The organism is Arthrobacter sp. MYb213 (genome assembly GCF_002979915.1).
GTDB lineage: Bacteria > Actinomycetota > Actinomycetes > Actinomycetales > Micrococcaceae > Glutamicibacter.
This window is the reverse complement of the sequence record NZ_PCQA01000002.1, coordinates 252,498-276,147: the sequence shown is the minus strand read 5'-3', so window position 1 is coordinate 276,147 and position 23,650 is coordinate 252,498. Positions and strand designations below refer to the sequence as shown.

The 23,650-nt window shown below is 54.7% G+C and carries 27 protein-coding genes and 1 pseudogene; 23 read left to right on the top strand and 5 right to left on the bottom strand.

Annotated features, from left to right (window positions below; all coding sequences use genetic code 11):
• Position 1 precedes the first annotated feature (1 nt).
• The 11 genes and pseudogenes from rpmD to rplQ all read left to right on the top strand — a co-directional run.
• Complete coding sequence (gene rpmD / locus CQ011_RS05625; RefSeq protein ID WP_096256882.1) at positions 2 to 208, top strand: 50S ribosomal protein L30; 207 nt, start codon at positions 2 to 4, stop codon at positions 206 to 208.
• A gap of 2 nt (positions 209 to 210) precedes the next feature.
• A complete protein-coding gene (rplO, locus tag CQ011_RS05620) occupies positions 211 to 666 on the top strand; it encodes a 50S ribosomal protein L15 (RefSeq protein ID WP_096256881.1) in 456 nt (151 codons plus the stop codon).
• A 254-nt stretch (positions 667 to 920) separates the two neighbouring features.
• Entirely contained in the window at positions 921 to 2,225 is a 1,305-nt protein-coding gene (secY, locus tag CQ011_RS05615; RefSeq protein WP_096256880.1) for a preprotein translocase subunit SecY, read from the top strand.
• Positions 2,222 to 2,794 carry an adenylate kinase gene (locus CQ011_RS05610; protein ID WP_096256879.1) on the top strand — a complete coding sequence of 191 codons (573 nt, stop codon included), beginning with the start codon at positions 2,222 to 2,224 and terminating at the stop codon, positions 2,792 to 2,794. Before secY ends, CQ011_RS05610 begins: the two co-directional genes overlap by 4 nt.
• Positions 2,795 to 2,926: 132 nt before the next feature.
• Positions 2,927 to 3,757, top strand: coding sequence for a type I methionyl aminopeptidase (gene map / locus CQ011_RS05605; protein WP_105675496.1), 831 nt, complete (start codon positions 2,927 to 2,929; stop codon positions 3,755 to 3,757).
• Between the two features lie 207 nt (positions 3,758 to 3,964).
• Positions 3,965 to 4,186 carry a translation initiation factor IF-1 gene (infA, locus tag CQ011_RS05600; RefSeq protein ID WP_096256877.1) on the top strand — a complete coding sequence of 74 codons (222 nt, stop codon included), beginning with the start codon at positions 3,965 to 3,967 and terminating at the stop codon, positions 4,184 to 4,186.
• Positions 4,187 to 4,319: 133 nt separating this feature from the next.
• Positions 4,320 to 4,433 (top strand): 50S ribosomal protein L36, encoded by a 114-nt coding sequence (gene rpmJ, locus CQ011_RS05595; RefSeq protein WP_013349661.1) that lies wholly within the window; start codon positions 4,320 to 4,322, stop codon positions 4,431 to 4,433.
• Between the two features lie 148 nt (positions 4,434 to 4,581).
• Positions 4,582 to 4,956: a 30S ribosomal protein S13 gene (rpsM, locus tag CQ011_RS05590; protein WP_096256876.1), complete on the top strand. Its 375-nt coding sequence runs from the start codon at positions 4,582 to 4,584 to the stop codon at positions 4,954 to 4,956.
• A gap of 43 nt (positions 4,957 to 4,999) precedes the next feature.
• The gene (rpsK, locus tag CQ011_RS05585; RefSeq protein ID WP_105675494.1) at positions 5,000 to 5,401 is read left to right on the top strand and encodes a 30S ribosomal protein S11; all 402 of its coding nucleotides are present in this window, start codon (positions 5,000 to 5,002) and stop codon (positions 5,399 to 5,401) included.
• A 166-nt stretch (positions 5,402 to 5,567) separates the two neighbouring features.
• Entirely contained in the window at positions 5,568 to 6,572 is a 1,005-nt protein-coding gene (locus CQ011_RS05580) for a DNA-directed RNA polymerase subunit alpha (protein WP_096256874.1), read from the top strand.
• Between the two features lie 83 nt (positions 6,573 to 6,655).
• A pseudogene (gene rplQ, locus CQ011_RS05575) lies at positions 6,656 to 7,105 on the top strand (50S ribosomal protein L17); the annotation flags it as partial.
• Positions 7,106 to 7,240: 135 nt separating this feature from the next.
• On the opposite strand, the gene CQ011_RS05570 reads toward rplQ, so the two are convergent.
• Positions 7,241 to 7,561: a hypothetical protein gene (locus CQ011_RS05570; protein ID WP_105675492.1), complete on the bottom strand. Its 321-nt coding sequence runs from the start codon at positions 7,559 to 7,561 to the stop codon at positions 7,241 to 7,243.
• A gap of 211 nt (positions 7,562 to 7,772) precedes the next feature.
• Between CQ011_RS05570 and truA the strand changes: the two genes are divergently transcribed.
• The 5 genes from truA (at position 7,773) to CQ011_RS05545 (ending at position 12,896) form a co-directional block, all read left to right on the top strand.
• Positions 7,773 to 8,630 (top strand): tRNA pseudouridine(38-40) synthase TruA, encoded by an 858-nt coding sequence (truA, locus tag CQ011_RS05565; RefSeq protein ID WP_502692876.1) that lies wholly within the window; start codon positions 7,773 to 7,775, stop codon positions 8,628 to 8,630.
• A 308-nt stretch (positions 8,631 to 8,938) separates the two neighbouring features.
• Positions 8,939 to 9,382, top strand: coding sequence for a 50S ribosomal protein L13 (rplM, locus tag CQ011_RS05560; RefSeq protein ID WP_096256869.1), 444 nt, complete (start codon positions 8,939 to 8,941; stop codon positions 9,380 to 9,382).
• Positions 9,383 to 9,420: 38 nt separating this feature from the next.
• Positions 9,421 to 9,921 carry a 30S ribosomal protein S9 gene (gene rpsI, locus CQ011_RS05555; RefSeq protein ID WP_105675488.1) on the top strand — a complete coding sequence of 167 codons (501 nt, stop codon included), beginning with the start codon at positions 9,421 to 9,423 and terminating at the stop codon, positions 9,919 to 9,921.
• 164 nt (positions 9,922 to 10,085) lie between these two features.
• A complete protein-coding gene (gene glmM, locus CQ011_RS05550) occupies positions 10,086 to 11,432 on the top strand; it encodes a phosphoglucosamine mutase (RefSeq protein WP_105676132.1) in 1,347 nt (448 codons plus the stop codon).
• Positions 11,433 to 11,558: 126 nt separating this feature from the next.
• A complete protein-coding gene (locus CQ011_RS05545; RefSeq protein WP_105675486.1) occupies positions 11,559 to 12,896 on the top strand; it encodes a UDP-glucose dehydrogenase family protein in 1,338 nt (445 codons plus the stop codon).
• Positions 12,897 to 12,969: 73 nt separating this feature from the next.
• Here CQ011_RS05545 and CQ011_RS05540 read toward each other — a convergent pair whose 3' ends face one another.
• From CQ011_RS05540 to glmS, 4 genes are all read right to left on the bottom strand, one after another.
• Positions 12,970 to 14,496, bottom strand: coding sequence for an NAD(P)H-hydrate dehydratase (locus CQ011_RS05540; RefSeq protein WP_105675484.1), 1,527 nt, complete (start codon positions 14,494 to 14,496; stop codon positions 12,970 to 12,972).
• A gap of 58 nt (positions 14,497 to 14,554) precedes the next feature.
• Entirely contained in the window at positions 14,555 to 14,905 is a 351-nt protein-coding gene (locus CQ011_RS05535; protein ID WP_096256865.1) for a holo-ACP synthase, read from the bottom strand.
• Between the two features lie 141 nt (positions 14,906 to 15,046).
• Complete coding sequence (locus CQ011_RS05530) at positions 15,047 to 15,724, bottom strand: DUF8453 domain-containing protein (protein WP_105675482.1); 678 nt, start codon at positions 15,722 to 15,724, stop codon at positions 15,047 to 15,049.
• A gap of 267 nt (positions 15,725 to 15,991) precedes the next feature.
• Entirely contained in the window at positions 15,992 to 17,860 is a 1,869-nt protein-coding gene (gene glmS / locus CQ011_RS05525) for a glutamine--fructose-6-phosphate transaminase (isomerizing) (protein ID WP_105675480.1), read from the bottom strand.
• A gap of 143 nt (positions 17,861 to 18,003) precedes the next feature.
• Between glmS and coaA the strand changes: the two genes are divergently transcribed.
• From coaA to tsaD, 7 genes are all read left to right on the top strand, one after another.
• Complete coding sequence (gene coaA / locus CQ011_RS05520; protein ID WP_286161121.1) at positions 18,004 to 18,987, top strand: type I pantothenate kinase; 984 nt, start codon at positions 18,004 to 18,006, stop codon at positions 18,985 to 18,987.
• 95 nt (positions 18,988 to 19,082) lie between these two features.
• Positions 19,083 to 19,475 (top strand): large conductance mechanosensitive channel protein MscL, encoded by a 393-nt coding sequence (mscL, locus tag CQ011_RS05515; RefSeq protein ID WP_105676128.1) that lies wholly within the window; start codon positions 19,083 to 19,085, stop codon positions 19,473 to 19,475.
• A 143-nt stretch (positions 19,476 to 19,618) separates the two neighbouring features.
• Positions 19,619 to 20,818 carry an alanine racemase gene (gene alr, locus CQ011_RS05510; RefSeq protein WP_105675478.1) on the top strand — a complete coding sequence of 400 codons (1,200 nt, stop codon included), beginning with the start codon at positions 19,619 to 19,621 and terminating at the stop codon, positions 20,816 to 20,818.
• Positions 20,811 to 21,389, top strand: a complete 579-nt coding sequence (gene tsaE, locus CQ011_RS05505; RefSeq protein WP_286161102.1) for a tRNA (adenosine(37)-N6)-threonylcarbamoyltransferase complex ATPase subunit type 1 TsaE — start codon at positions 20,811 to 20,813, stop codon at positions 21,387 to 21,389. Before alr ends, tsaE begins: the two co-directional genes overlap by 8 nt.
• Positions 21,382 to 22,059, top strand: coding sequence for a tRNA (adenosine(37)-N6)-threonylcarbamoyltransferase complex dimerization subunit type 1 TsaB (gene tsaB / locus CQ011_RS05500; RefSeq protein ID WP_105675474.1), 678 nt, complete (start codon positions 21,382 to 21,384; stop codon positions 22,057 to 22,059). The genes tsaE and tsaB overlap by 8 nt, the downstream gene beginning before the upstream one ends.
• On the top strand, positions 22,056 to 22,535 hold the full coding sequence (gene rimI / locus CQ011_RS05495; protein ID WP_105675472.1) for a ribosomal protein S18-alanine N-acetyltransferase: 480 nt from the start codon (positions 22,056 to 22,058) through the stop codon (positions 22,533 to 22,535). The genes tsaB and rimI overlap by 4 nt, the downstream gene beginning before the upstream one ends.
• Positions 22,532 to 23,611, top strand: coding sequence for a tRNA (adenosine(37)-N6)-threonylcarbamoyltransferase complex transferase subunit TsaD (gene tsaD / locus CQ011_RS05490; RefSeq protein ID WP_105675471.1), 1,080 nt, complete (start codon positions 22,532 to 22,534; stop codon positions 23,609 to 23,611). Before rimI ends, tsaD begins: the two co-directional genes overlap by 4 nt.
• The last annotated feature ends 39 nt before the right edge of the window (positions 23,612 to 23,650 follow it).

Sequence of the window (23,650 nt, the reverse complement as noted above, 5' to 3'; positions counted from 1 at the left end):
AATGGCTAAGAACATTGTTCCAAGCGACGTCACTCTGGAAATCACCCAGATCAAGTCCATCATTGGTGGTAGCCAGGTTCAGCGCGATATCGTTCGCTCACTGGGTCTGAAGCGTATCGGACACACCGTTGTCCGCACCGCTGACCCTGTGACCGTAGGTATGGTCAACAAGGTCCCACACCTGTTGAAGGTAGAGGAGGCTAAGTAAAGATGGCTATCAAAGAATCCGCACTTAAGATCCACCACCTGCGTCCCGCTGAAGGTGCCAAGAAAGCTAAGACCCGTGTTGGTCGTGGCGAGGCATCCAAGGGTAAGACTGCAGGCCGTGGTATGAAGGGCACGAAGGCTCGTTACCAGGTCAAGGCAGGCTTCGCAGGTGGACAGCTTCCGCTGCACATGCGTCTGCCAAAGCTGCGAGGCTTCAAGAACCCATTCCGCGTCGAGTACCAGGTTGTAAACCTGGACAAGATCTCGGAATTGTTCCCAGAGGGTGGCGAAGTCACCGTCGAGGCACTTGTTGCTAAGGGCGCAGTTCGCAAGAACCAGCCAGTCAAGGTGCTTGGCACCGGCGACCTAACGGTCAAGGTTGACGTGAAGGTTAACGCCTACTCGACTTCCGCAACCGAGAAGATCGCTGCTGCTGGCGGCCAGGCAGAAACCCTCTAAATCAGGGTTTGAGCTTAAGCTAAATCCCCGGTGAGCTTGTTTAGACAAGCTCACCGGGGATTTTCTTATCTTTCATTATGCGAACTATGACGCGAAGTAAATCCACGTAACACGCCGATTTTATGCCAATAACGCTAAAAAATCGGCTGCTGACTGTGTGGCGTATTTGGCACGATAGTACATTAGACGGCTAGAATCATTAGGTCATAGCAAGAGTCTTTATCGAGACTCAGGCACATACTTCAGGAGGACGCTTGTTCAGCGCCATAGCCCGAGTTTTTCGGACGCCTGACCTGCGCAACAAATTGCTTTTCACCCTCGGGATCATTGCGATCTATCGAGTCGGCGTTTTCATTCCGGCCCCGGGTGTCGATTACAGCAACGTTCAGCAGTGTCTGGCGATGGGTTCAACCACCGGTGGTCTTTATCAGTTCGTTAACCTCTTCAGCGGCGGCGCCCTGTTGCAGGTATCGATCTTTGCCATGGGTATCATGCCGTACATTACGGCCGCCATCATTGTGCAACTATTGCGTGTGGTGATCCCACACTTCGAAGAGCTGCATAAAGAAGGTCAAGCAGGCCAAGGCAAACTGACCCAGTACACCCGCTACCTGACCATCGCGTTGGCCCTACTTCAGGGCACCACGTTGATCACCTTGGCGCGTACCGGCGGACTTTTCCCAAGCTGTACACTTCCGCTGATCCCAGATGATTCCATCATCGTGATCTTGCTGATGATCTTCGCACTGACCGCAGGCACCGGCCTGATCATGTGGATGGGCGAAATGATCACCGAGCGCGGTATCGGCAACGGCATGTCCATCCTGATCTTCATCTCGATCGCTTCTGGCTTCCCATCCGCTATGGGCGCTATCCAGCAGTCGCAGGGTTGGGGCACCTTCCTTGGTGTTATCGCCGTCGGCTTGTTGGTGATTGCACTTGTGGTGTTCGTGGAGCAGTCTCAGCGCCGTGTTCCGGTGCAGTACGCCAAGCGCACCATCGGGCGACGTACCGTGGGTGGAACCTCCACCTACATCCCGCTGAAGGTCAACATGGCGAACGTGATCCCAGTGATCTTCGCCAGCTCGATTCTTGCGCTGCCACAGATGATCGTCTCGTTCAATCAGAACGATGACGGCACACTGCCCGAATGGGCCATGTGGTTGCAGACCCATTCGGCGTCCTCCTCGCCGTGGTACATGCTTGTTTACACGCTGTTTATCATTGGCTTCACCTACTTCTATGTCGCGATTACCTTCAACCCAGTTGAGGTCTCGGACAATATGAAGAAGTACGGTGGCTTCATTCCAGGCATTCGTGCCGGTAAGCCAACGGCAGATTACCTGCAGTTCGTGATTTCACGAATCACTTTTGCGGGCGCCCTGTACCTGGCGTTCGTTGCGTTGATCCCGCTGATCGCATTCGTGCTGTTCAACGCTGACCAGAACTTCCCATTTGGCGGCACCTCGATCCTCATCATGGTTGGTGTGGGTCTGGAAACCGTCAAACAAATCAATGCTCAAATGCAGCAACGAAACTACGAAGGGCTACTGCGATGAGTCGACTGCTAATTATTGGTCCGCCAGGTGCCGGCAAAGGCACCCAGGCAGTGAAGATCTCCGAGCGTTTGGAGATCGTCGCGATCTCCACCGGTGACATCTTCCGCGCCAACGTCAAGGGCGGCACCCCACTGGGTGTCGAAGCCAAGAAGTACATTGACGCCGGCAACTTCGTCCCAGACTCGGTCACCAACAACATGGTTGAAGATCGTCTGGCACAAGAAGACGTAGCCAACGGTTTCTTGCTTGACGGCTACCCACGCACCAGTGCGCAGGTTGATGCTTTGGATGCAATGCTCAAAGCTCAGAACGTCGAGTTGGATGCAGTCTTGCAGCTCACCGCAGATGATGATGAGCTCGTAGCTCGTCTACTCAAGCGTGCAGAAATTGAAGGCCGTGCAGATGATACCGAAGAGGTCATCCGTCACCGCCTGAGCCTGTACAACGAAGAGACCCGCATCGTGGTTGAACGTTATGAAGAGCGTGGCATTGTGCGCAAGGTAGATGGCCTCGGTGCCATTGACGAGGTCACCGAGCGCGTGCTCGCAGCCTTGAACGTCAGCGCCTAGCAAATACCAGTTCACACATAGGGACCGAGCCACAACCAGCCTGTGCAGGCCGTGGCCCGGTCCCTATGTAGTTTCAGCGAAGTAAACAATCCGCAGTGCGGATTGTAAAGATAAGAATTAGGGAGCATTACCTTGGCTCTAGGTCAGCCGCGAATTGAGTACAAAACCAATTCGCAGATACTAAAAATGCGCGAGGCCGGTCTGGTTCTCGCCGAAGCACTGGATGAAGCCAGTGCTGCCGCCCGCCCGGGCGTCACCACCAAGTCCATCGACGCGATCTTCGCGAAGGTTCTAGAACGCCACGGAGCTACCAGTAACTTCTTGGGTTACCACGGCTTCCCGGCTTCCATCTGCGCCTCGGTAAACCACGAGGTTGTTCATGGTTTCCCGAGCGACTATGAACTCAAAGATGGCGACGTGCTGAAGATTGACGGTGGCGCGATTATCGACGGCTGGCACTCGGACTCGGCGCGCACCGTATTGATTGGCAACGTTGATCCTGCCGACCAGCGTCTGAGTGAAATCACTGAGCAGGCTATGTGGGCCGGCATTGCCGCGTTCTCCAAGGCACGCTTCATCGGTCAGATCGGTGAAGCCATCGATGACTTTGTCTCGGCTCAGCCAGGTGCCCCACTGGGAATCTTGGAAGACTACTGTGGTCACGGTATCGGTTCGGCCATGCACATGGCTCCGGATGTACTGAACTACAACACCGGACACCGCGGCCCACGCATCAAGCCAGGGATGGCCTTGGCTATTGAGCCAATGTTGGTTCGTGGCCAGATCGGCACCTCGGTGTTGGAAGATGACTGGACCGTCGTGACCGACGACAAGGCCAACGCTTCGCAGTGGGAGCACACCGTAGCCATCCACTTGGGTGGCATTTGGGTGCTTACTGCTCATGACGGGGGAGCGGCCGGACTGGCACCATTTGGTGTCACTCCATCGCCCATCCCAGCTTAATTCGTAGTTCCGGTACCCACGAGGTGCCGGAACTAACATTTTTAGTGCGCCCTTGGATTTGTCCTAGGCTCTGCTGATGGCGTATTCTTAATTTTTGGTTGTCTATTTAATGCGCCTAAAACTCTCAGGAGCTTTGGCGAAGTTGAAACAATCAGAACCAATTACTTGTTAATGGAAAATCATTGACAACAAAAGTTAGCGGGGAAAATGGGCAAGAAGGAAGGCGTCATCCAGGTAGAGGGCTCTGTGTCCGAAGCGCTGCCGAACGCGATGTTTCGCGTAGAGCTGCCAAACGGTCACGTAGTACTTGCAACTATCTCGGGTAAGATGCGTCAGCACTACATTCGTATCCTCCCAGAGGATCGTGTGCAGGTTGAAATGAGCCCATACGACCTCAACAGAGGCCGTATCGTTTACCGCTACAAGTAAATCTGCAGTCCATAGACATTTTTGACGGGCGTTTACGAGAAATCGTTTCTAACGTCCGTCTGACTAATGTTCTTGGGACAAGCTGTTTGTTTACTGCTCCACACAATAACTGCAACCGCCAAAGGACAAAGCCTTGAAGGTTAACCCTAGCGTGAAGCCGATCTGCGATAAGTGCAAGGTGATCCGTCGTAATGGCGTGGTCATGGTGATCTGCGAAAATCCACGCCACAAGCAGCGTCAGGGCTAATTCCGTTCTTCGGAATTACCCACGCGTAGTCATATAGGCAGTACCGTATCGAGAAATCGATGCACACCCCCGGGTTCGGAGGCCGGGGCCAGGAGAAATCATCCTGGGTGGTACTGTTCCAGACCTCCGTTGGTTGAAAGGTAGCCACTTGGCTCGTTTAGCAGGCGTGGACATTCCACGCGAGAAGCGCGTAATTATCGCGCTGACTTACATCTACGGCGTGGGCAAGACCCGTGCAGAAGAGACCCTCGCAGCGACCGGCATTAGCCCGGACACTCGCGTGAAGGATCTTAGCGACGCTGAACTCGTTCAGTTGCGTGACTTCGTCGAAGGCACTTACAAGGTAGAAGGTGACCTGCGCCGTGAGGTTCAGGCCGACATCCGCCGTAAGGTCGAGATCGGATCCTACGAAGGTATTCGTCACCGTAAGGGCCTGCCGGTCCACGGTCAGCGCACCAAGACGAACGCACGCACCCGTAAGGGACCAAAGCGTACCGTCGCAGGTAAGAAGAAGACTCGCTAAATCTTAGCGATCTAGTTCAAATACTTTTTTCGTAGGAGAAGAAATGCCCCCTAAGACTCGTGGAGCGGTACGTAAGCCGCGTCGCAAGGACAAAAAGAATATTGCGCAGGGACAGGCGCATATCAAGAGCACCTTCAACAACACCATCGTATCGATCACCGATCCGAATGGCGCTGTTATCTCGTGGGCTTCGGCCGGCGAGGTAGGCATGAAGGGTTCACGCAAGTCGACCCCATACGCCGCTCAGATGGCTGCTGAATCTGCCGCTAAGCGCGCGCAGGAGCACGGCATGCGCAAGGTTGACGTTTTCGTCAAGGGCCCGGGCTCGGGACGCGAAACCGCGATCCGCTCGCTGCAGGCTGCTGGCCTTGAGGTTGGATCCATCTCGGATGTTTCCCCAAGTGCTCACAACGGTTGCCGCCCATCAAAGCGTCGCCGCGTCTAATTGATTCGCTAGGCTGAGCCTAAAGAAGTCACCGGGCCATTCGAGAGAATGGGTCGGTGACGTTCTTGGACTCTCTTGCCTGCAACAGACGAACGGCCAACTGGCTACCGTCGTTTCCACCCCCGTGAGGCGTCATATAGCGGACGCTCGCTGAAAGGAAATGTAAGTGCTCATTACGCAGCGCCCAACCCTGACCGAAGAAGTAGTTTCCGAGAATCGCTCCCGGTTCGTCATTGAACCGTTGGAGCCAGGCTTTGGTTACACCCTAGGTAACTCACTACGTCGTACCCTGTTGTCCTCGATCCCTGGTGCAGCTGTTACCAGTGTTCGAATCGACGGAGTACTACACGAGTTCTCTACCGTAGCCGGCGTCAAGGAAGACGTCACCGAATTGGTTCTTAACATCAAGAACCTGTCGGTCTCTTCCGAGCACGACGAGCCGGTCGTCGCCTACCTGCGCAAGCAGGGCCCAGGCGTCGTTACCGCAGCGGATATCACCCCACCAGCGGGTGTAGAGTTCCACAACCCTGACCTGCATATCGCTACCTTGAATGCCAATGGCAAGTTCGACATGGAACTTACCATTGAGCGTGGCCGTGGCTATGTGTCAGCAGCTCAGAACAAGAACGTTGACGCAGAGATCGGTCGAATCCCAGTTGATTCGATCTACTCGCCAGTTCTAAAGGTAACTTTCCGTGTGGAAGCTACCCGTGTTGAGCAGCGCACCGACTTCGATCGTTTGATCGTAGACGTTGAGGCCAAGTCATCGATCACCCCGCGCGATGCTGTTGCATCCGCAGGTACCACTCTGGTTGAGCTGTTCGGTTTGTTCCGCGAACTGAACACCGCAGCAGAAGGTATCGAAATCGGCCCATCGCCAACCGACGCAGCTTTGGCTGCTGACATGGCGTTGCCGATCGAGGATCTGGAACTGACCGTTCGCTCGTACAACTGCTTGAAGCGTGAGGGCATCCACTCTGTGGGCGAACTCGTAACTCGCTCCGAGGCAGACTTGATGGACATCCGTAACTTCGGTGCGAAGTCCATTGACGAAGTCAAGGCCAAGCTGGTTGAACTAGGTCTAGCCCTGAAGGATTCCCCTCCAGGATTTGACCTTGCCGCTCGTAGCGCCATGGAAGATGGCGACGACGTCTTCGACGACGGTCTGTAAAGACTTTAGTCTCGCGACACACTACTTCACCCGATCTGCCGGTATAAACCGACAGGCTCGGTCATTCATCTAGGAGAATTACCATGCCTACCCCTACTAAGGGTCCGCGTCTCGGCGGCAGTGCAGCACATGAGCGATTGATCTTCGCTAACATGTCAGCACAGCTCTTCGAGAACAAGAAGATCACCACCACCCTGACCCGCGCCAAGCGTCTGCGTCCACACGCAGAACGCCTGATCACCTTCGCAAAGCGTGGGGATCTGGCATCGCGTCGTCGCGTCCAGGCCGTGATCGCATCGCGCTCGCGCACCAACAAGTCGATCGTTCACGAGCTATTCGCGAACATCGCACCAGCAATGGCTGACCGCCAGGGTGGTTACACCCGCATCACCAAGATCGGTAACCGCAAGGGCGACAACGCTCCTATGGCAGTTATCGAACTGGTTATGGAACCGGTTTCGCCAAAGCAGGCCGTAGTCAAGGAAGCCACCAAGGCTACCGAGACCGCTGCTGAGCCAACCACCGAAGAGGCGTAAGCTTCCTTCGAGCTAAAGCTCCGTCACCTTTATAGGTGACATAAAGATTCCCGTTGGATCCGAAAGGAACCAACGGGAATCTTTTCTTTAAACCTTGGAAATCTCCACGGACTGATGGCCACTGCGTAGTGCCTAGGACTTGCAGGTAGTGCCGTAGGTTTCATAGGCTTCAAAAAACTCAGGAGTCTGCAGCGCCGTCAGTTGCTCCGATTTTTCGTCTGCGCTCAGATCCTTGTTTGCCAACAGCTGCGCCATCTTATTGTCATGGCCCCCGACAGCGGTCAGTGCCTGTATAAGATTCTCATCTTTGGTCTTCTCGGCTGCTTCAGCGTAGACCAATGCTCTATCGTTCATGATGCTGATGTCTTCGCTGAGATCTCCATCCAGTCGCGTCAGCGAGGAATTTTCAATTCTCTGATCCAATTGGATCTCGCCAAAGCGTGAACTGATCAAGGCGCAAGTATCTGCTGCAGACAGCGTCGAGGCATATAAGAAACTGGGTCTTGGGCTGGACTGATCCTAGTTTGTCCGTGAAGCGAGCCACCAGATTCGTTGTTGCCGTTGATCCTTGCGCATAATTGAATACATGAGTTCGCAGTCTGACAATTTTGATCCCTTAGGTACTACCGCTCTGGGTACCACTGACAAGCCAGCCCTGATCCGTATGCGGATGGTGCTGGGTTATGACGGTGCCGCCTATAACGGTTGGGCCCGTCAGCCTAACGTCACCGGAGTACAACAGCTTGTTGAAGAAGCCCTAGAAACGCTGATCCGTCGTCTCGTTCGCGTATTTGTTGCCGGGCGTACCGATGCGGGAGTGCATGCACGCCACCAGGTCGTACACTTCGATCTGACTGAAGAAGAATACCTGGGCCTGCCGCGTAACTCGGATCTGGAGCCAGGCCCGGCACTGTTGCGACGTATCAATGGCCTATTGGGCCAGCAGCAAGGCGCCGTCTGGGTGCATGAGGTCGACCGAGCCGCGGACGGGTTTGATGCCCGTTTCTCCGCATTAGCTCGGCGCTACTCATACCGGATTGCCGATGGCATTCACCGCTGGGATCCGCTGAGTCGTCAGCTGACCATGTGGTACCGCGAAGAGATCGATATTGATCTGTTGAATGCTGAGGCTCAGTCGGTACTTGGACGCCACGACTTCTTATCTTTCTGTAAGCCAAAGCCCCGAGCCACCACCATTCGGACGCTGCAGGAATTTGTATTCAGCCGTGCTGAGGATGGAAACATCGTGGTTCACCTCAAAGCCGACGCGTTTTGCCACAATATGGTGCGTTCGCTCATTGGTGGCGCGTTACGTGTTGCCAGTGGAAGAGAACAGCCAGGTTTCCTCGCCGAGCGGTTGGCTCTAATGGTGCGTGACTCAAAGTCGATTCTTGCTCATCCTCACCCATTAGTCCTCGAAGAGGTCTACTATCCTGATGATGACGAACTTGCAGCGCGTGCGGCGCTCACCCGGGCAAGACGCGATGTTTCGCAGACAGATTCATTAAAAAGCCTCGATTAACGACGTTCTGGGTGTTGTTGCTCACCTAGAGGTACCTTTGTTTTGGTCGTCTGACCGTTAATCGGCTAAACTTTTATGAGTTGTGTATGTCCACGTTCGACACTACACGCCCAAGCGTGACGGCTTAGTTGCATAGTCGCTGGTCTGCTGGGTGTGCGAACAATATATGGACGGCCGGTCATCTCAGTCCTCACCTGACGTACTGGTCTAGCACAAGAACAACACGACAGTGCTCGACACTGGGGGATCTCACCGCCTTCAGCCAAGCGACTGTTTGACCAGAAACGAATCAACGTAAGGCAATTACTGTGCGTACGTACACCCCTAAGCCGGCTGACCAGACTCGTCAGTGGTATGTCATTGACGCCACCGACGTAGTACTCGGCCGTCTCGCCGTTCAGGCCGCAACCTTGCTGCGCGGCAAGCATAAGCCAACCTTTGCAGCTCACATGGACATGGGCGACCATGTCATCATCATCAACGCCGAGAAGGTCGCACTGACCGGCAAGAAGCTGCAGGACAAGCGCGCTTACCGTCACTCGGGCTTCCCGGGCGGCCTCAAGAGCGTTAACTACGCAGAGCTCCTCGAAAAGAACCCAGTTCTTGCAGTCGAGAAGGCTATCAAGGGCATGCTTCCAAAGAACAAGCTTTCCGATGCTCAGGTCTCGAAGCTGAAGGTCTACCGCGGCGCGGAGCACCCTCACGCAGCACAGGCTCCAAAGGCACTGGAAATCACCCAGGTCGCTCAGTAGTACTGGCCTCGAGAACAAAGACTTAATAGGAGAATATCGTGGCTGAGAACACTGAAGAGACCACTGAATTCGAAGGCGAAACCCCTTCGACTTACACCACCGAGACCTCTGCATCGGCCGTTGTTGCCGATTCCGAGCGCGCTCCACTAACCGTCCCAGGCGGTGCCGTTGGTCGTCGCAAGCAGGCTATTGCCCGCGTGCGTTTGATCCCAGGTTCAGGTAACTGGATCGTCAACGGTCGCACCCTGGAAAACTTCTTCCCTAACAAGCTGCACCAGCAGGATGTTAACGAGCCTTTCAAGGTTCTGGGTCTAGAAGGCGCTTACGATGTTATCGCTCGTATCCACGGCGGCGGCATCTCGGGTCAGGCCGGCGCATTGCGTCTTGGCATTGCCCGTTCATTGAACGAGATCGACCGCGATGCAAACCGCGCGACCTTGAAGAAGAATGGCTACTTGACTCGTGACGCTCGCGTCATCGAGCGTAAGAAGGCCGGTCTTAAGAAGGCTCGTAAGGCTTCGCAGTTCTCGAAGCGCTAAACCTTACCCACAGGTTTCCCAAAGGCTTCACATCTTCGGATGTGGGGCCTTTGGCCGTTAAAAGCCTAAATGTGACTTCAAAGGCACTGAACTTTGTTGATATAGCGTTCTAAAGCTCACAATCTCGCCGGTAAATCGATGCGTAGGGCTTATGCTTAACGATGATGGCAAGGTTATTTGGGACCGATGGGGTCCGAGGAAAAGCAAACGAGTTGTTGACTCCCGAGCTGGCGCTAGATTTAGCGCAGGCAGCTTCGGTAGTACTTGGTTTAAGTCAGTCGGAAGACGGCCGTAAACCGGTAGCAGTGGTAGCGAAGGATCCGCGTATCAGCGGCGACTTCCTTTCCGCAGCTATCGAGGCCGGCTTAGCTGCCTCTGGCGTAGACGTAAAGGATGCGGGTACTTTACCCACTCCGGCTGCTGCATTCTTGGTAGGTGATCTGAACGCAGACTTTGGCGTGATGATCTCTGCCTCGCACAATGCCGCACCGGATAACGGTATTAAGTTCCTGGCACGTGGTGGCAAGAAGCTTGATGATGCGTTGGAAGACGCCATCGAAGCCTGCCTCGACATGCCTAACCCACGTCCTACCGGCGGGGCAGTAGGACGCATTTCGCGCTTCGCTGACGCCGAAGACCGTTACATTCTGCACCTACTGGCAGCAATGCCAAACCGCCTTGATGGAGTCAAGGTCGTTCTCGACTGCGCCCACGGTGCGGCTTCGGGCTGTTCACCACAGGTCTTCAAGAATGCTGGTGCAGAAGTTATCGTCATCGGTGCCGAGCCAGATGGTATCAACATCAATGACGGCTACGGCTCCACCCACCTAGAAAAGCTTCAGGCTACCGTGCTTGAACACGGTGCAGATCTTGGTATCGCTCACGACGGTGACGCGGATCGTTGCCTCGCTGTAGACCACGAGGGAACCGTTGTAGACGGTGACCAGATCATGGCAGTCATGGCGCTGGACCTCAAGGACCGCGGCGAGTTGAAGGACGACACTCTAGTCGCCACCGTGATGAGCAACCTTGGTCTAAAAATTGCCATGGAAAAAGCTGGCATTACGCTTAAGCAGACCGGAGTGGGAGACCGCTACGTGCTTGAAGGTATGCGCGAAGGTAACTACTCGCTTGGCGGCGAGCAGTCCGGCCACGTCATCTTCAGCAAGTACGCCACCACCGGTGACGGTGTACTCACCGGCCTGCTCTTGGCAGCCCGCGTGAAGGCCACCGGAAAGACCCTGAAGGAACTAGCTTCGGTACTTACCGTGCTTCCACAGGTTCTGATCAACGTCCGCGGCGTGGATAAGGCTGCCGCTCCAGAGTGTGAACCACTGCTCTTGGAGATCGCTGGCACCGAAGCCCGTCTGGGCGACACCGGACGAGTGCTCTTGCGCCCATCGGGTACCGAGCCAGTTGTTCGCGTGATGGTCGAAGCGGCCACGCACGAGCAGGCTCAAGCAGAAGCAGAGCTGCTGGCAGCTGCCGTAGCAACTCACTTGGCACTGTAAAGCATCCTCTCAGTAAACATCGAGAAAACTCACACCCCCGTACCGCGTTCCAGTAAGGAACATGGTGCGGGGGTGTGGCATTCTAATGAGTAGTTATTGGGTTAGAGATCTGGGGAGTAGTTCTTCGTGACATTGCGTATCAGCGTCATCGGCACCGGCTATCTTGGTGCAACTCATGCCGCATGTATGGCAGAACTTGGCTACGAGGTCATTGGCCTCGACGTCAATGCAGAAAAACTTCAGGCACTGAGCGCAGGAATTCTTCCATTCCATGAGCCGGGCCTACCCGAGCTACTGCGTAAGCACGTGGCTAGCGGCCGGCTACGCTTTACCGACTCCTATGAAGAAGTCGGGAAGCACGCTGACATCCACTTCGTGACCGTGGGAACCCCACAGCGCGCGGACTCACAGTCAGCAGACATGAGCTACGTAGACGCAGCAGTTGATTCTCTTGTGGCAAATATTTCCGGTGAAGCACTCATCGTTGGCAAGTCCACCGTTCCCGTAGGTACTGCACGCCGGCTTAGCGAACGCATCGAAGCGACCGCCAAGCCTGATAGCAACATCAGTTTGGCGTGGAACCCAGAGTTCTTGCGTGAAGGGTTCGCGGTCAAAGATACCCTCACCCCAGACCGGTTGGTCTACGGCATCCAAGACGATACCTCTCTAGCTAAGCTACGGGAGGTGTACGCCCCGATTCTTGCTCTAGAAACCCCAGAGGTCGTCACCGACCTAGAAACCTCTGAGTTGGTCAAGGTGGCGGCCAACGCTTTCCTTGCCACCAAGATTTCCTTCATCAATGCCTTTGCTGAGGTGACCGAAACCGTGGGCGGCGACATCAAGACGCTGGCAGACGCTATTGGTCATGACGCACGTATTGGCCGTAAGTTCCTGAACGCCGGAGTAGGCTTTGGCGGCGGTTGCCTACCCAAGGACATCCGCGCACTGCAGGCACGCGTCAGCGAGCTGGGCTTGAGCCAGACCATGGGATTCCTGGATGAAGTGGACCAGATCAATCTGCGCCGCCGTGACCGCGTAGTTTCTCTGGCTTCCTCAATCCTCGGAAACCAGCTAGCTGGTAAGCGTATCTGTGTGTTGGGCGTAACGTTCAAGCCAGATAGTGATGACGTACGTGACTCACCGGCCTTGGACATCGCCGTGCGGCTCTACAACTCGGGCGCCGAAGTCTCGGTCTATGACCCAGAAGGCAATAAGAACGCCGCGGGCCGCTTCCCACGCTTGAACTATGTTGAGTCCTGGCGTGACGCAGCAAAGGAAGCCGACCTGGTTCTGTTGCTCACCGAATGGAAAGAATTCCGGGCCTTGGATCCGCAAGAGCTAGGTGAAGTCGTTAGCTCGCGTGTGTTGATTGATGGCCGTAACGTATTGGACCGTCCATTGTGGCGGGAACAAGGTTGGGTTATGACCGGTCCGGGCGAGAAGTTTGATCTAGAAGAAGACTAAAAATTAAAAACAGATGCGGTTCATGTGCGAGAATATCGCGCATGAACCGCATCTGTTTTTAGTCAGTATTTAGTTAGAACCCAAAGTCTTTCATTACTGCTGGCAGCTGATCGATCAAGCGCGAGGCGCTGACCGTGCCCTGCTGCGCGGTAACCGTGCCTAGCTGTCCATGAATGACGGCAGCGCATGCGGTCAGTTCCATTAGGCGGCTATTGCTTACCGTTTCAAGGCCGTGAATACCGGTCAGCGAGCTGTCGGAGAGCATATAGCCGAGAATGCCTGTAAGGACATCTCCAGAGCCAGCAGTGGCCAGCTGAGCTGCCGCATGGCAGACCACTAGGTTTGCGCCATTGGGCGCCACCACGTAACTGGTTGGGCCCTTCAACAGAACTACAGCGTTATAAGCCAACGCGACCCAGCGGGTCCAACGAATAGGGTCCTGCCGAATTTCTTCGGTGGTGACACTTACGCCGGCACGGCGTAGAAGCATTCGTAGTTCCTTGGCATGCGGGGTGAGCACACGTGGTTGCTCGCTGGGGCCGGTAGGAACTACCTCTAGTCCGCTGGCGTCAATAACTGCTGGCTGGCGGCTATCAAAGACGTTGGCAATAACTCCGGTTGGGGGAGTGCGGCTATCAATTCCAGGGCCAATGGCCCACGCAGAAATCTTGGCTCCGCGACCGTGCAGGTGACGGCGTGCCAGGGAAAGTGCTTCGGTGATTTGTTCATCATCCAAAGGCACGGTTTCCGGGGCTGCCAAAGACAGTAGTGGCTGGACTTCTTCTGGAACGTGAGTGCGCAACAATCCCACACCACAGGCCACTGCGGCGCGAGCGGTCAGCTGGGCGGCTCCAGGATAGAGAGCGGAGCCTGCAATGAGACCCAGCACACCGCGCTCGTACTTGTGCCGTCCGGCGTCTCGCCAGCTGCGATGTTCGTTCAGTAGCTCTTGAGCCGCGTTTTCATCGACTAAGTGTGTTTCTGGGGTGACCGAGGAGAAATCAAAGTCCAGAGTTGCGACCTGAATTTCACCGGTAACCAAAGGTGCATCCTGAGAAATCAGTCCGGTCTTCATACCGCCAAAGGTCACGGTCCGCTCGGCGAGCAACACATCATCATCGGCACTACCGGTTTCGCAGTCCAGTCCAGAAGGCACATCGCAAGCTAGTACTCGGGTGCCTGCAGGAAGCTTTGGTAGCTGTGCTCCGGTTCGGTAGCCAATGCCGTAAATTGCATCGATAACTAACGAGGCTGAGGATAGAGCTTCTTTGCCCTCGGACAGAGACTTCACGGTGCCAGCAACGGAAGCATAAGCCTTCAACGCTTCTGGGTGGCCTGTTTCGGTGCACTGGAGAGCAAGAGTCTGATAACCGCGTTGAGCTAGCTCGGTCAGCGCGTAGAGACCGTCGCCGCCGTTATTTCCCGGACCAATCAAACCAATGACTAGAGCATCGGTGGGGGAGACGGTCTGGGCCAGCATCGCTTCGGCTGCGGCAGCTAGTTCGCTGGCAGCAGCGCGCATCAGCGATTCACTTCCACGCTTAGAGATCTCTTGGGCCTCGACCGCACGTACTTGCGCAACACTGTAGACAGGGATCATAAGACAAACTTTACTCACCTATCCGGTGATACGTCCGTTTTAATAGCGAACGTGTCGTTTATCGTTCAGCAACGACCATCGCAATGGCCATGTCCCCGTCATGTGACAAGGTCAAATGCCAGGAAGTAATCCCACGAAGTTCACTGGCTGCAGCTACCGTGCCACGGATCAGTACCTGCGGATCGCCGGCTTCGTCTTTAGCGATAGTGCAGTCTTGCCAGTTCATCCCTACCGGGACACCAAGTGCCTTGGCGATAGCTTCCTTCGCAGCGAAACGTGCAGCCAGGGAGCGCAACGGTAGATCACGTTCTATGGAAGTAAAAAGACGTTCACGCAAGCGTGGGGTTCGTTCGAGTTGGCGGCCAAAGCGTGGCACGTCGACAATGTCGACACCGATACCTGCAATCATGGGTTCCAGTCTATCTAGTGGCGAGTGGGCATGAAAATTAAACACATGCTCCGAGTGGGAACCGTAATGGCCATAAGAATCGACACACTGTGGGGATAAGTTTCTCTGACATGCAATCGCCAAAGAACTTATATAGGAGATTCAGTCTTCCTCACTTCCTGATTCTTCGTCGTCTCGTTCAATGATCTCGTTGATGGATCGTAGCGAACTTTGGATCCTGTCCAAATGTTGGTTTGTCACCATTAGCCGTTGTTCGACGTCTCTCGAATGTTTGCTGTCGGTGTCATGGATTCTGTGGTCAAACTTCATCGGAAAAGTGTCGGAGTATCGTTGGCGAAACATCTTACCGAGCCAGCCGATCTTGTCATAAGAGACAGTGATAAAGTCCGTAGATTTTGGTGATGGTTCTTTGGCCTCGATCAATTCATCTCGCCGTATCCAAATATTACTTTCACACTGTCCAGGCCCAACTATTGGGATTGTATTTTTGTACTTCCTGATTAATAAGCGCATGAACGCTGCAGTTCCGTTTTGGCGGTATGGATCATTGTCATTAACTTCGTCGAAAGAAGCGGGTAGCTGCACACGAACATTCTGTGCTGCGGAAGCTCCATAGTTGGTAATAACGAGACCGAGCCCAGCTCCGTATTTACGTGCTCGGAGCTCTGCCACAACGTAAGGTCTCGATTTCGCCCTTGAATCAATGGCTGCCGAAATTATCGTCAACCCGCCCACGAGGACCAACGCAGAAGTTGCGATTGCGGTAATCGCAGTCCAAGCAGTGGAATCCAACCAGAGGAATGTTGATACAGAGGTCATGGACCAAGCATCTCAAGCGGCAGGAAGTACATTGCGAACTTCGCTAACTGTTACAGCGATCTTGGAACGCACCAAACCTTTGGCCACTGCATCAGCAGAGGCTCATGACGGTCAACGGCGCTAGAACCTGATTCTGTCCTTACGCTGGCGTGAATGCATTGCTTTCAAGCTATATCTAAGATGTTGCCGATTCCTATCCTGAAGTTAAACAACTGCGGGCACCCTTTCCATCAAAAAGGGTGCCCGCAAAAGTTCGAAGATCGTGGATTACTCCACGGTCACCGACTTAGCCAAGTTACGTGGCTGATCCACATCGAAGCCCTTCGCCGAGGCAAGCTCGCATGCGAAGATCTGTAGTGGCACGGTGGCCAACAGTGGCATCAGCAGGGTTGGAGTCTCTGGGACGTAGAAGACCCACTCGGAGAAGTCCTTGACCGAGTCATCGCCGTCTTCGGCAATAACCAGGGTCTTGGCGCCACGGGCGCGAACTTCCTGAATGTTCGAGACAACCTTCGAGTGCAGCGAGTCGCGACCGCGAGGGGAAGGAACCACTACGAAGACCGGCTGGCCATCATCAATCAAGGCAATCGGACCGTGCTTCAGCTCGCCAGCGGCGAAACCTTCAGCATGGATGTAAGCGATTTCCTTCAGCTTCAGGGCGCCTTCCATGGCAACTGGGTAGCCGACGTGGCGACCCAAGAAGAGTACCGAGGAAGCATCTTCCATGGAGCGAGCAAGTTCCTTGATTTCATCCGAGCGGTCCAGGATGTCCTGGATCTTCGAAGGAATCTTTCCAAGGTCAGCCAAGATGTCCTTGATCTGGCCCTGGAACAGATTGCCACGCAGCTGAGCCAGGTACAGGCCAAGCAGGTAGGTGGCGGTGATCTGTGCCAGGAATGCCTTGGTGGAGGCAACTGCGATTTCTGGACCGGCGTGGGTGTAAAGCACCGCGTCGGATTCGCGAGGAATGGTTGACCCGTTGGTGTTACAGATCGACATGGTCTTCGCGCCCTGTTCCTTGGCGTAACGCACGGCCATCAAGGTGTCCATGGTTTCGCCGGACTGGGAGATCGAAACGATCAAGGTGTTCTCGTCAACGATTGGTTCGCGGTAACGGAACTCGTGGGAGAGCTCAACCTCAACAGGGATACGGCACCAGGACTCGATGGCGTACTTGGCAACGGAACCGGCGTAAGCGCTGGTACCGCAAGCAAGAACAACAATCTTCGAGATCTTGGTGAGTTCTTCTGCATCAATACGAAGCTCATCAAGAGTCAGACGGCCATCGGCGTCCGAACGGCCCAACAGGGTGTCGGCCACGGCGGCAGGCTGGTCAAAAATTTCCTTCTCCATGAAGGATGGGAAGCCACCCTTCTCGGCGCTGGCTGCATCCCAGTCAACGGTGAATTCTTTGCCCTCGGCAGGGTTGCCGTCAAAGTCGGTGATGGTGTGGGTATCTGGGGTGATCGTGACGATCTGGTCCTGACCCAGCTCTACGGCACGACGGGTGAAGTCGATGAAGCCGGAGACGTCTGAACCAAGGAAGTTCTCGCCATCGCCTAGACCCAGTACCAGCGGGGAGTTGCGGCGAGCTGCCACAACGAGACCCGGGTGGTCCTGGTGTACTGCCAAGAGGGTGAAGGCACCTTCAAGGTGCTTTACTGCAAGCTGCATGGCGAGGGTGAGGTCCCCATTAGCTTCGCCGTACATCTTGCCCAGCAACTCGGCGGCAACTTCGGTATCGGTATCAGAAAGGAATTCTGCACCTTCGGATACTAGCTGCGCCTTGATGCCAGCGAAGTTTTCAATGATGCCGTTGTGGATCATTGCAAGCTTGCCGCCGTCGGCGAGGTGTGGGTGAGCGTTCGAGTCGCTCGGTCCACCGTGGGTGGCCCAACGAGTGTGGCCAATTCCGGTGTAAGACTGGGGTAATGGTTCTTCAGCGATCACGTTTTCAAGGTTGACAAGTTTGCCAGCCTTCTTCCGTGAGTGAATGGCACCATCGGCTACTACGGCTACACCAGCCGAGTCATAACCGCGGTACTCCAACCGACGTAAACCTTCAATTAGAACGTCAAGGGCGCCGTGATCGGCGACTCGGCTTGAGGCTCCTGCATATCCAACAATTCCGCACATAGGAAAAAGCGTACCGGTAGATTCCCCAATGATGGGAGAAATCGTGGCACATCACTCAAAAAAGTGCGTGTCATAGGTCACCGAGAAAAGCTAATTTGCTGAATTTCCAATGAAATCTACAAGTTGAATTTGGGGTGTCGACCATATTCTTGGCACAATTTGACCTCGTGGAACCACAAGGAACGTTAGAGACACCCATAACCCCTTTTGTTGAGCTTGAGCGAGACACCTGGGCCAGACTCTCTAACAAGATGGAACAACCCCTCAATGAAGAGGACATCATTCGGCTCCGTGGTCTAGGCGATGGCCTAGACCTAGATGAGATCCGGGATGTCTATTTGCCATTGAGCCGTTTGCTGTACCTATATGTACAGGGCGCCGGTGCTACGCACCGCGCAACGACCACATTCCTTGGCGAACAAACCCGGCAGACCCCGTTTGTTATTGGTGTGGCAGGTTCGGTAGCAGTGGGTAAATCCACAACCGCCCGCGTGTTGCGCGATATGTTGCGCCGTTGGCCAGAAACGCCTGACGTTCAACTAATCACCACTGACGGGTTCCTTTACCCCAACGCGGAACTGAACCGCCGCGGAATTATGGACCGCAAGGGCTTCCCAGAATCTTATGACCGGCGTGCACTGCTGCGCTTTGTCTCTGCGGTGAAGTCCGGGGTGCCAGAAGTCAGCGCGCCAGTTTATTCCCACCTGACCTATGACATCATCCCGGGGGAGCGTAACGTCATCCGTGCGCCTCAGGTGCTAATCGTTGAGGGTTTGAACGTTTTGCAGCCGGCGCGTACCCGCACCGACGGCAAGGTGGGTCTTGCGCTCAGTGACTTCTTTGATTTCTCGGTCTACGTTGATGCCCGGACCAAAGACATTGAAGAGTGGTACATCAGCCGATTCATGAAACTACGCTCCGGTGCGTTCTCTGACCCGGCCAGCTACTTCCACCGTTACGCGCAACTTTCTGATGAGCAGGCGCGCGAAACCGCGCACGGCATTTGGAAATCCATCAACGAGCCGAACCTCGAAGAAAACGTGTTGCCTACCCGTGGCCGAGCGCAACTTGTTCTTCGAAAGAGCGCTGACCACTCCGTTCATAGAATGCTTCTACGTAAAATCTAGACAATTGCCCTAACGGGAGCCGAATTTCTCACAAAATATAAGTTTTTTGACCAAATCTCCTGCGTTGCTATGTTTTCCCTGTGTATGCTCAAACCATGCTTAAGGGATTCCGCGATTTTATAATGAAGGGCAACGTCGTCGATTTGGCGGTTGCCGTTGTAATCGGTGCTGCATTCGGTGCCGTCATTACAGCTCTTGTTGACAATGTGCTTATGCCATTGATCGCTGCGTTGGTTGGTTCGCCAAACTTCGACAGCTTCCTGTTGCTCACCATCTCGGGTGTTGACATCAAATTCGGTGTATTCCTCACCGCACTGGTCAACTTCCTGTTGGTTGCTGCAGCAGTCTACTTCGCACTGGTTATGCCAATGCAGAAGGCTACCGAGCACCTAGAGCGTCGTCGTGGTCTCACCGAAGAAGAAGAAGAGGTAGACCCACAGCTTGCACTGCTTGAGCAGATTCGCGATGAGTTGCGCACACTAAAGTAACCAACTCCAAAAACCTCTCAGAGCCTGTTCTCGCAAATATTCTTTGCGAGAACAGGCTCTTTACTTTTGCCCTAAACGAAGCTCACGTTTCCTATCGTTGCCAAGGCGCGGCAAGAGCGTGCAAAAAGTGCGAAGATGTATAGGTGAACTCTGAATCTCTTGAGGAAATCAACGCGCCGGAAGCCGGTGACACGGCTCCTTACATTGGTTGGGAACGTCGCGCTGTCATTGATCTCTCCGCAATCCGCAGCAACGTCAAACAGGTCATGGATCTGGTGGCCCCCGCCAAGGTCATGGCAGTCGTCAAAGCAGACGGCTACGGACATGGCGCAGTACAGGTAGCCAAGGCTGCTCTGGAAGGTGGCGCCCGCTGGATTGGCTGTGCCCACGTGGCCGAAGCTCTCGCATTACGCGATGCAGGTATCGAAGCTCCGATGCTCGCCTGGTTGCATACCAACGACACTCCGTTTGAAAAGGCTATCTCTGCAGGTATTGATTTGGGTGTCTCTGGTTGGGACTTAGACCTCATCGCCGCGGCGGCTCAGGCAGTGCAGACACCTGCGCGTATTCATCTGAAGGTTGATACCGGGCTAGGCCGCAACGGGTCCACTTTGGCAGATCTCCCGGGATTGATTGAGCGTGCCGCCAAGTACCAGTCCGAAGGACTACTGCGAGTGGTCGGAGTGTTCTCCCACCTTGCTGTCGCAGATGAGCCGGACCGCCCCGAAACAGACATTCAACTAGCCGCTTTTGATGAAGCCATCGAGATGGTCGAGGCCGCTGGCTTTGACTTAGAAATGCGCCATATTGCCAATACGCCGGCCATCTTGTCGCGTCCAGATACTCACCACGAAATGGTGCGTCTCGGTCTGGGGCTGTATGGCCTGAGCCCATTCGAGGGGGAGACTCCTGCGACCTATGGCCTACGTCCAGCAATGAGACTGATGACTAAGGTTGCCAATGTCAAGAAGGTTACTCTTGGCCAGGGTGTCTCCTACGGGTTGCGTTACCAAACGACCGGAGAGACCTACTTGGCGTTGATCCCTATGGGTTACGCCGATGGGCTACCGCGCGTAGCTACCGGTGCGCCGGTGACAATCAATGGGAAAACCTACCCAGTGCGTGGAACCATTGCCATGGATCAGTGCGTGATTGATCTAGGCCCAGATATCAACCCCATCGAATTCTTAGGCGCAGAAGCGATCATCTTTGGTGAAGGTGGAGAATCGGTGACCACCTGGGCACACGCAGCAAATACGATCAACTATGAGGTGGTCACCCGGATCTCTCCACGAGTTCCACGCTTCTATGTCGAGGGCACCTGGGGCGAAGCCGGTGAATGAGCACATCCAAGAATTCTCTTGCCAACTCAATGATTTGGCCGCCACAGAGGCGCTTGCGCATACGCTAGGTAGCCAGCTCAAAGCAGGGGACCTCATCATCTTGACCGGTGCCCTAGGTGCCGGAAAAACCACGATGACCCAAAGCTTAGGTGCAGGGTTGCAGGTACGTGAGGGGATTATTTCCCCAACGTTCGTCCTTGCACGTCAGCATCCCTCGCTAGTCAATGGTCCGGGTCTAATCCACGTGGACGCGTACCGTCTAGACGGAGCTAATGACGTGGACACCTTAGATCTAGAATCCACGCTGGCCGAATCAGTCACGGTAGTGGAGTGGGGACATGGCAAGGTGGAACACCTCAGCGACTCAAGACTAGAAATTCTCCTGGACCGTGAAGCTCATTCAGCGCCTGTTGCTAACCCGTGGGAAGAAGCAGACGAAGAACTAGATGAGCCACGCCAGTTCACGCTCAAAGCTATCGGCCCACGCTGGGACACCGAAACATTCTCACAGCTCAAAGATGCACTGCTGGGCGCAATAAATGAGCAGCCACGAGGAGAAAAGCATGACTAACTACTTAGTAATCGATACTTCGGCGCACGCCTCGGTAGCACTCATCGATTCTGACTCTGGCAACGTGATTGGTGAACGTACTTCACCTAAGGGAAACGACCAGACCGAAACTCTTTCAAGCTACGTCAAAGAGCTTCTAGATACCCATAGTCAACGAGGCCAAGACTTAGCCGGCATCATCGTTGGCGTCGGCCCTGGACCCTTTACCGGGTTACGTGTCGGTCTGGTCGCCGCGCGCACCTTTGGATTCGTCTGGAACGTCCCGGTACATGGGGTTATGTCGCTACACGCGCTCGCCGAACGCGTCATTGACGCGGGAGATGCGCCTAAAGAATTCCTTGTGGCTTCCGATGCACGCCGCAAGGAAGTCTATTGGGCACGCTATAACAACACCGGTGTACTTCTTGACGGCCCTCACGTAGCAGCAGCCTCCACGCTGGACGCAATGCCCCTCTATGGCGTAGGTGCGGGAATCTATGCTGAAGTACTTCGAGAACTTGGTGCAACACCGGTAGAAGCCAGCTTCGACTGGATCGCTGACGCGCGGTACCTAGCGCCACGAGCACTTCAACTGCTCGGCGACGGTGCGGATCTCTCGGACACCTCACCAATGTACCTTCGTGAATCAGATGCCCAAGTACCGGCATTCATGAAGAAGGACAAACTATGAGCCCGGTATTGCGCCGCATGCAGGCGACGGACATTCCTGCGGTACATCAACTGGAAACCGAGCTCTTCCCAGAAGATGCTTGGCCTTTGGCAGGTTTTGAATCCGAACTAGCGCAGAGTGATACTCGCACGTACTGGGTGTATGAAGATGACGGAGCGATTGCCGGCTACGCCGGGTTGTGCACCGTGCTTCCTATTGCAGATGTGCAGACCATTGCCATCAGTCCGAAGTATCAGGGTCAAGGGCTTGGACGTAAGCTGCTGAATCTCATGGTTAAAACTGCGCGGGAACAATCCGCATTGGATGTCATGTTAGAAGTCCGTTTTGATAATCCCACCGCTATCGGACTGTATGAATCCATGGGGTTCACCACCATCCACCGGCGTGCCCGTTACTACAAGGGTGGCGTAGATGCGCTAATCATGAGATTAGAACTGGATGCCGAGCAAGGACAAGAGGAAGAACACACCGCATGAGCCTCACCGAACCAATAGTGTTGGGCATCGAATCCTCCTGTGACGAAACCGGAGTGGGAATCGTGCGCGGCAATAAGCTACTTGCTAACGCAGTCTCCAGCTCCATGGACGAACACGTACGCTTTGGCGGAGTAATCCCCGAGATTGCGGCACGCGCTCACTTAGAAGCCTTTGTGCCTACCTTGCAACAAGCTTTGGATACCGCAAAGCTGACTCTTGATGACATTGACGCCATCGCGGTTACAAGTGGCCCTGGACTAGCCGGAGCGTTGATGGTGGGTGTCTCTGCAGCCAAAGCGCTGGCACTTGCTACAGACAAACCGCTATATGGAATCAACCACCTGGTAGCTCACGTTGGCGTTGGCGTACTGGAAGGTACGGTGCTGCCACCAACCTTTGGGGCACTACTGGTCTCAGGTGGGCACACCGAAATTTTGAAGGTCACCTCGCTGACCAATGATGTTCAGCTACTTGGCTCCACTATTGATGATGCCGCGGGCGAAGCCTATGACAAGACCGCACGTCTGCTAGGTCTCGGTTACCCAGGTGGGCCAGCTATCGAAAAGGCAGCCAAAGAAGGAGACCGAAAGGCGTTCCGCTTCCCGCGTGGTCTGGCACTGCCAAAATTTGTAGGAACCGCCGACAACCCTGGCAAGAACCGACACAACTTCTCGTTCTCTGGGCTGAAGACCGCAGTCGCACGCTGTGTGGAACACTTCCAAGCTAATGGCGAGGAAATCCCGGTTGCTGACATTGCTGCTTCTTTCCAAGAAGCTGTGGTGGATGTGATTACTTCCAAGGCTGTACGCGCCGCGAAAGAGCATGGGCTCAAAACCTTATTGCTCGGCGGGGGAGTAGCCGCTAATACGCGCCTGCGTGAATTACTTGCTGCTCGTTGTGCGTCAGCTGGCATCAACTTGGTGGTTCCACCGTTCGCGCTGTGTACGGATAACGGTGGCATGGTCGCGGCTCTCGGAGCTCAGTTGGTTGCTGATGGGGTGGCCCCATCGGGGCTGGACTTTGCGACGGATTCTTCGCAGCCGGTGACGAACATTGTGTTGCAATCAGGTAATTAGAAATCCTAGTTAATGATGAATAGAGCGTCCGTCCCAAGC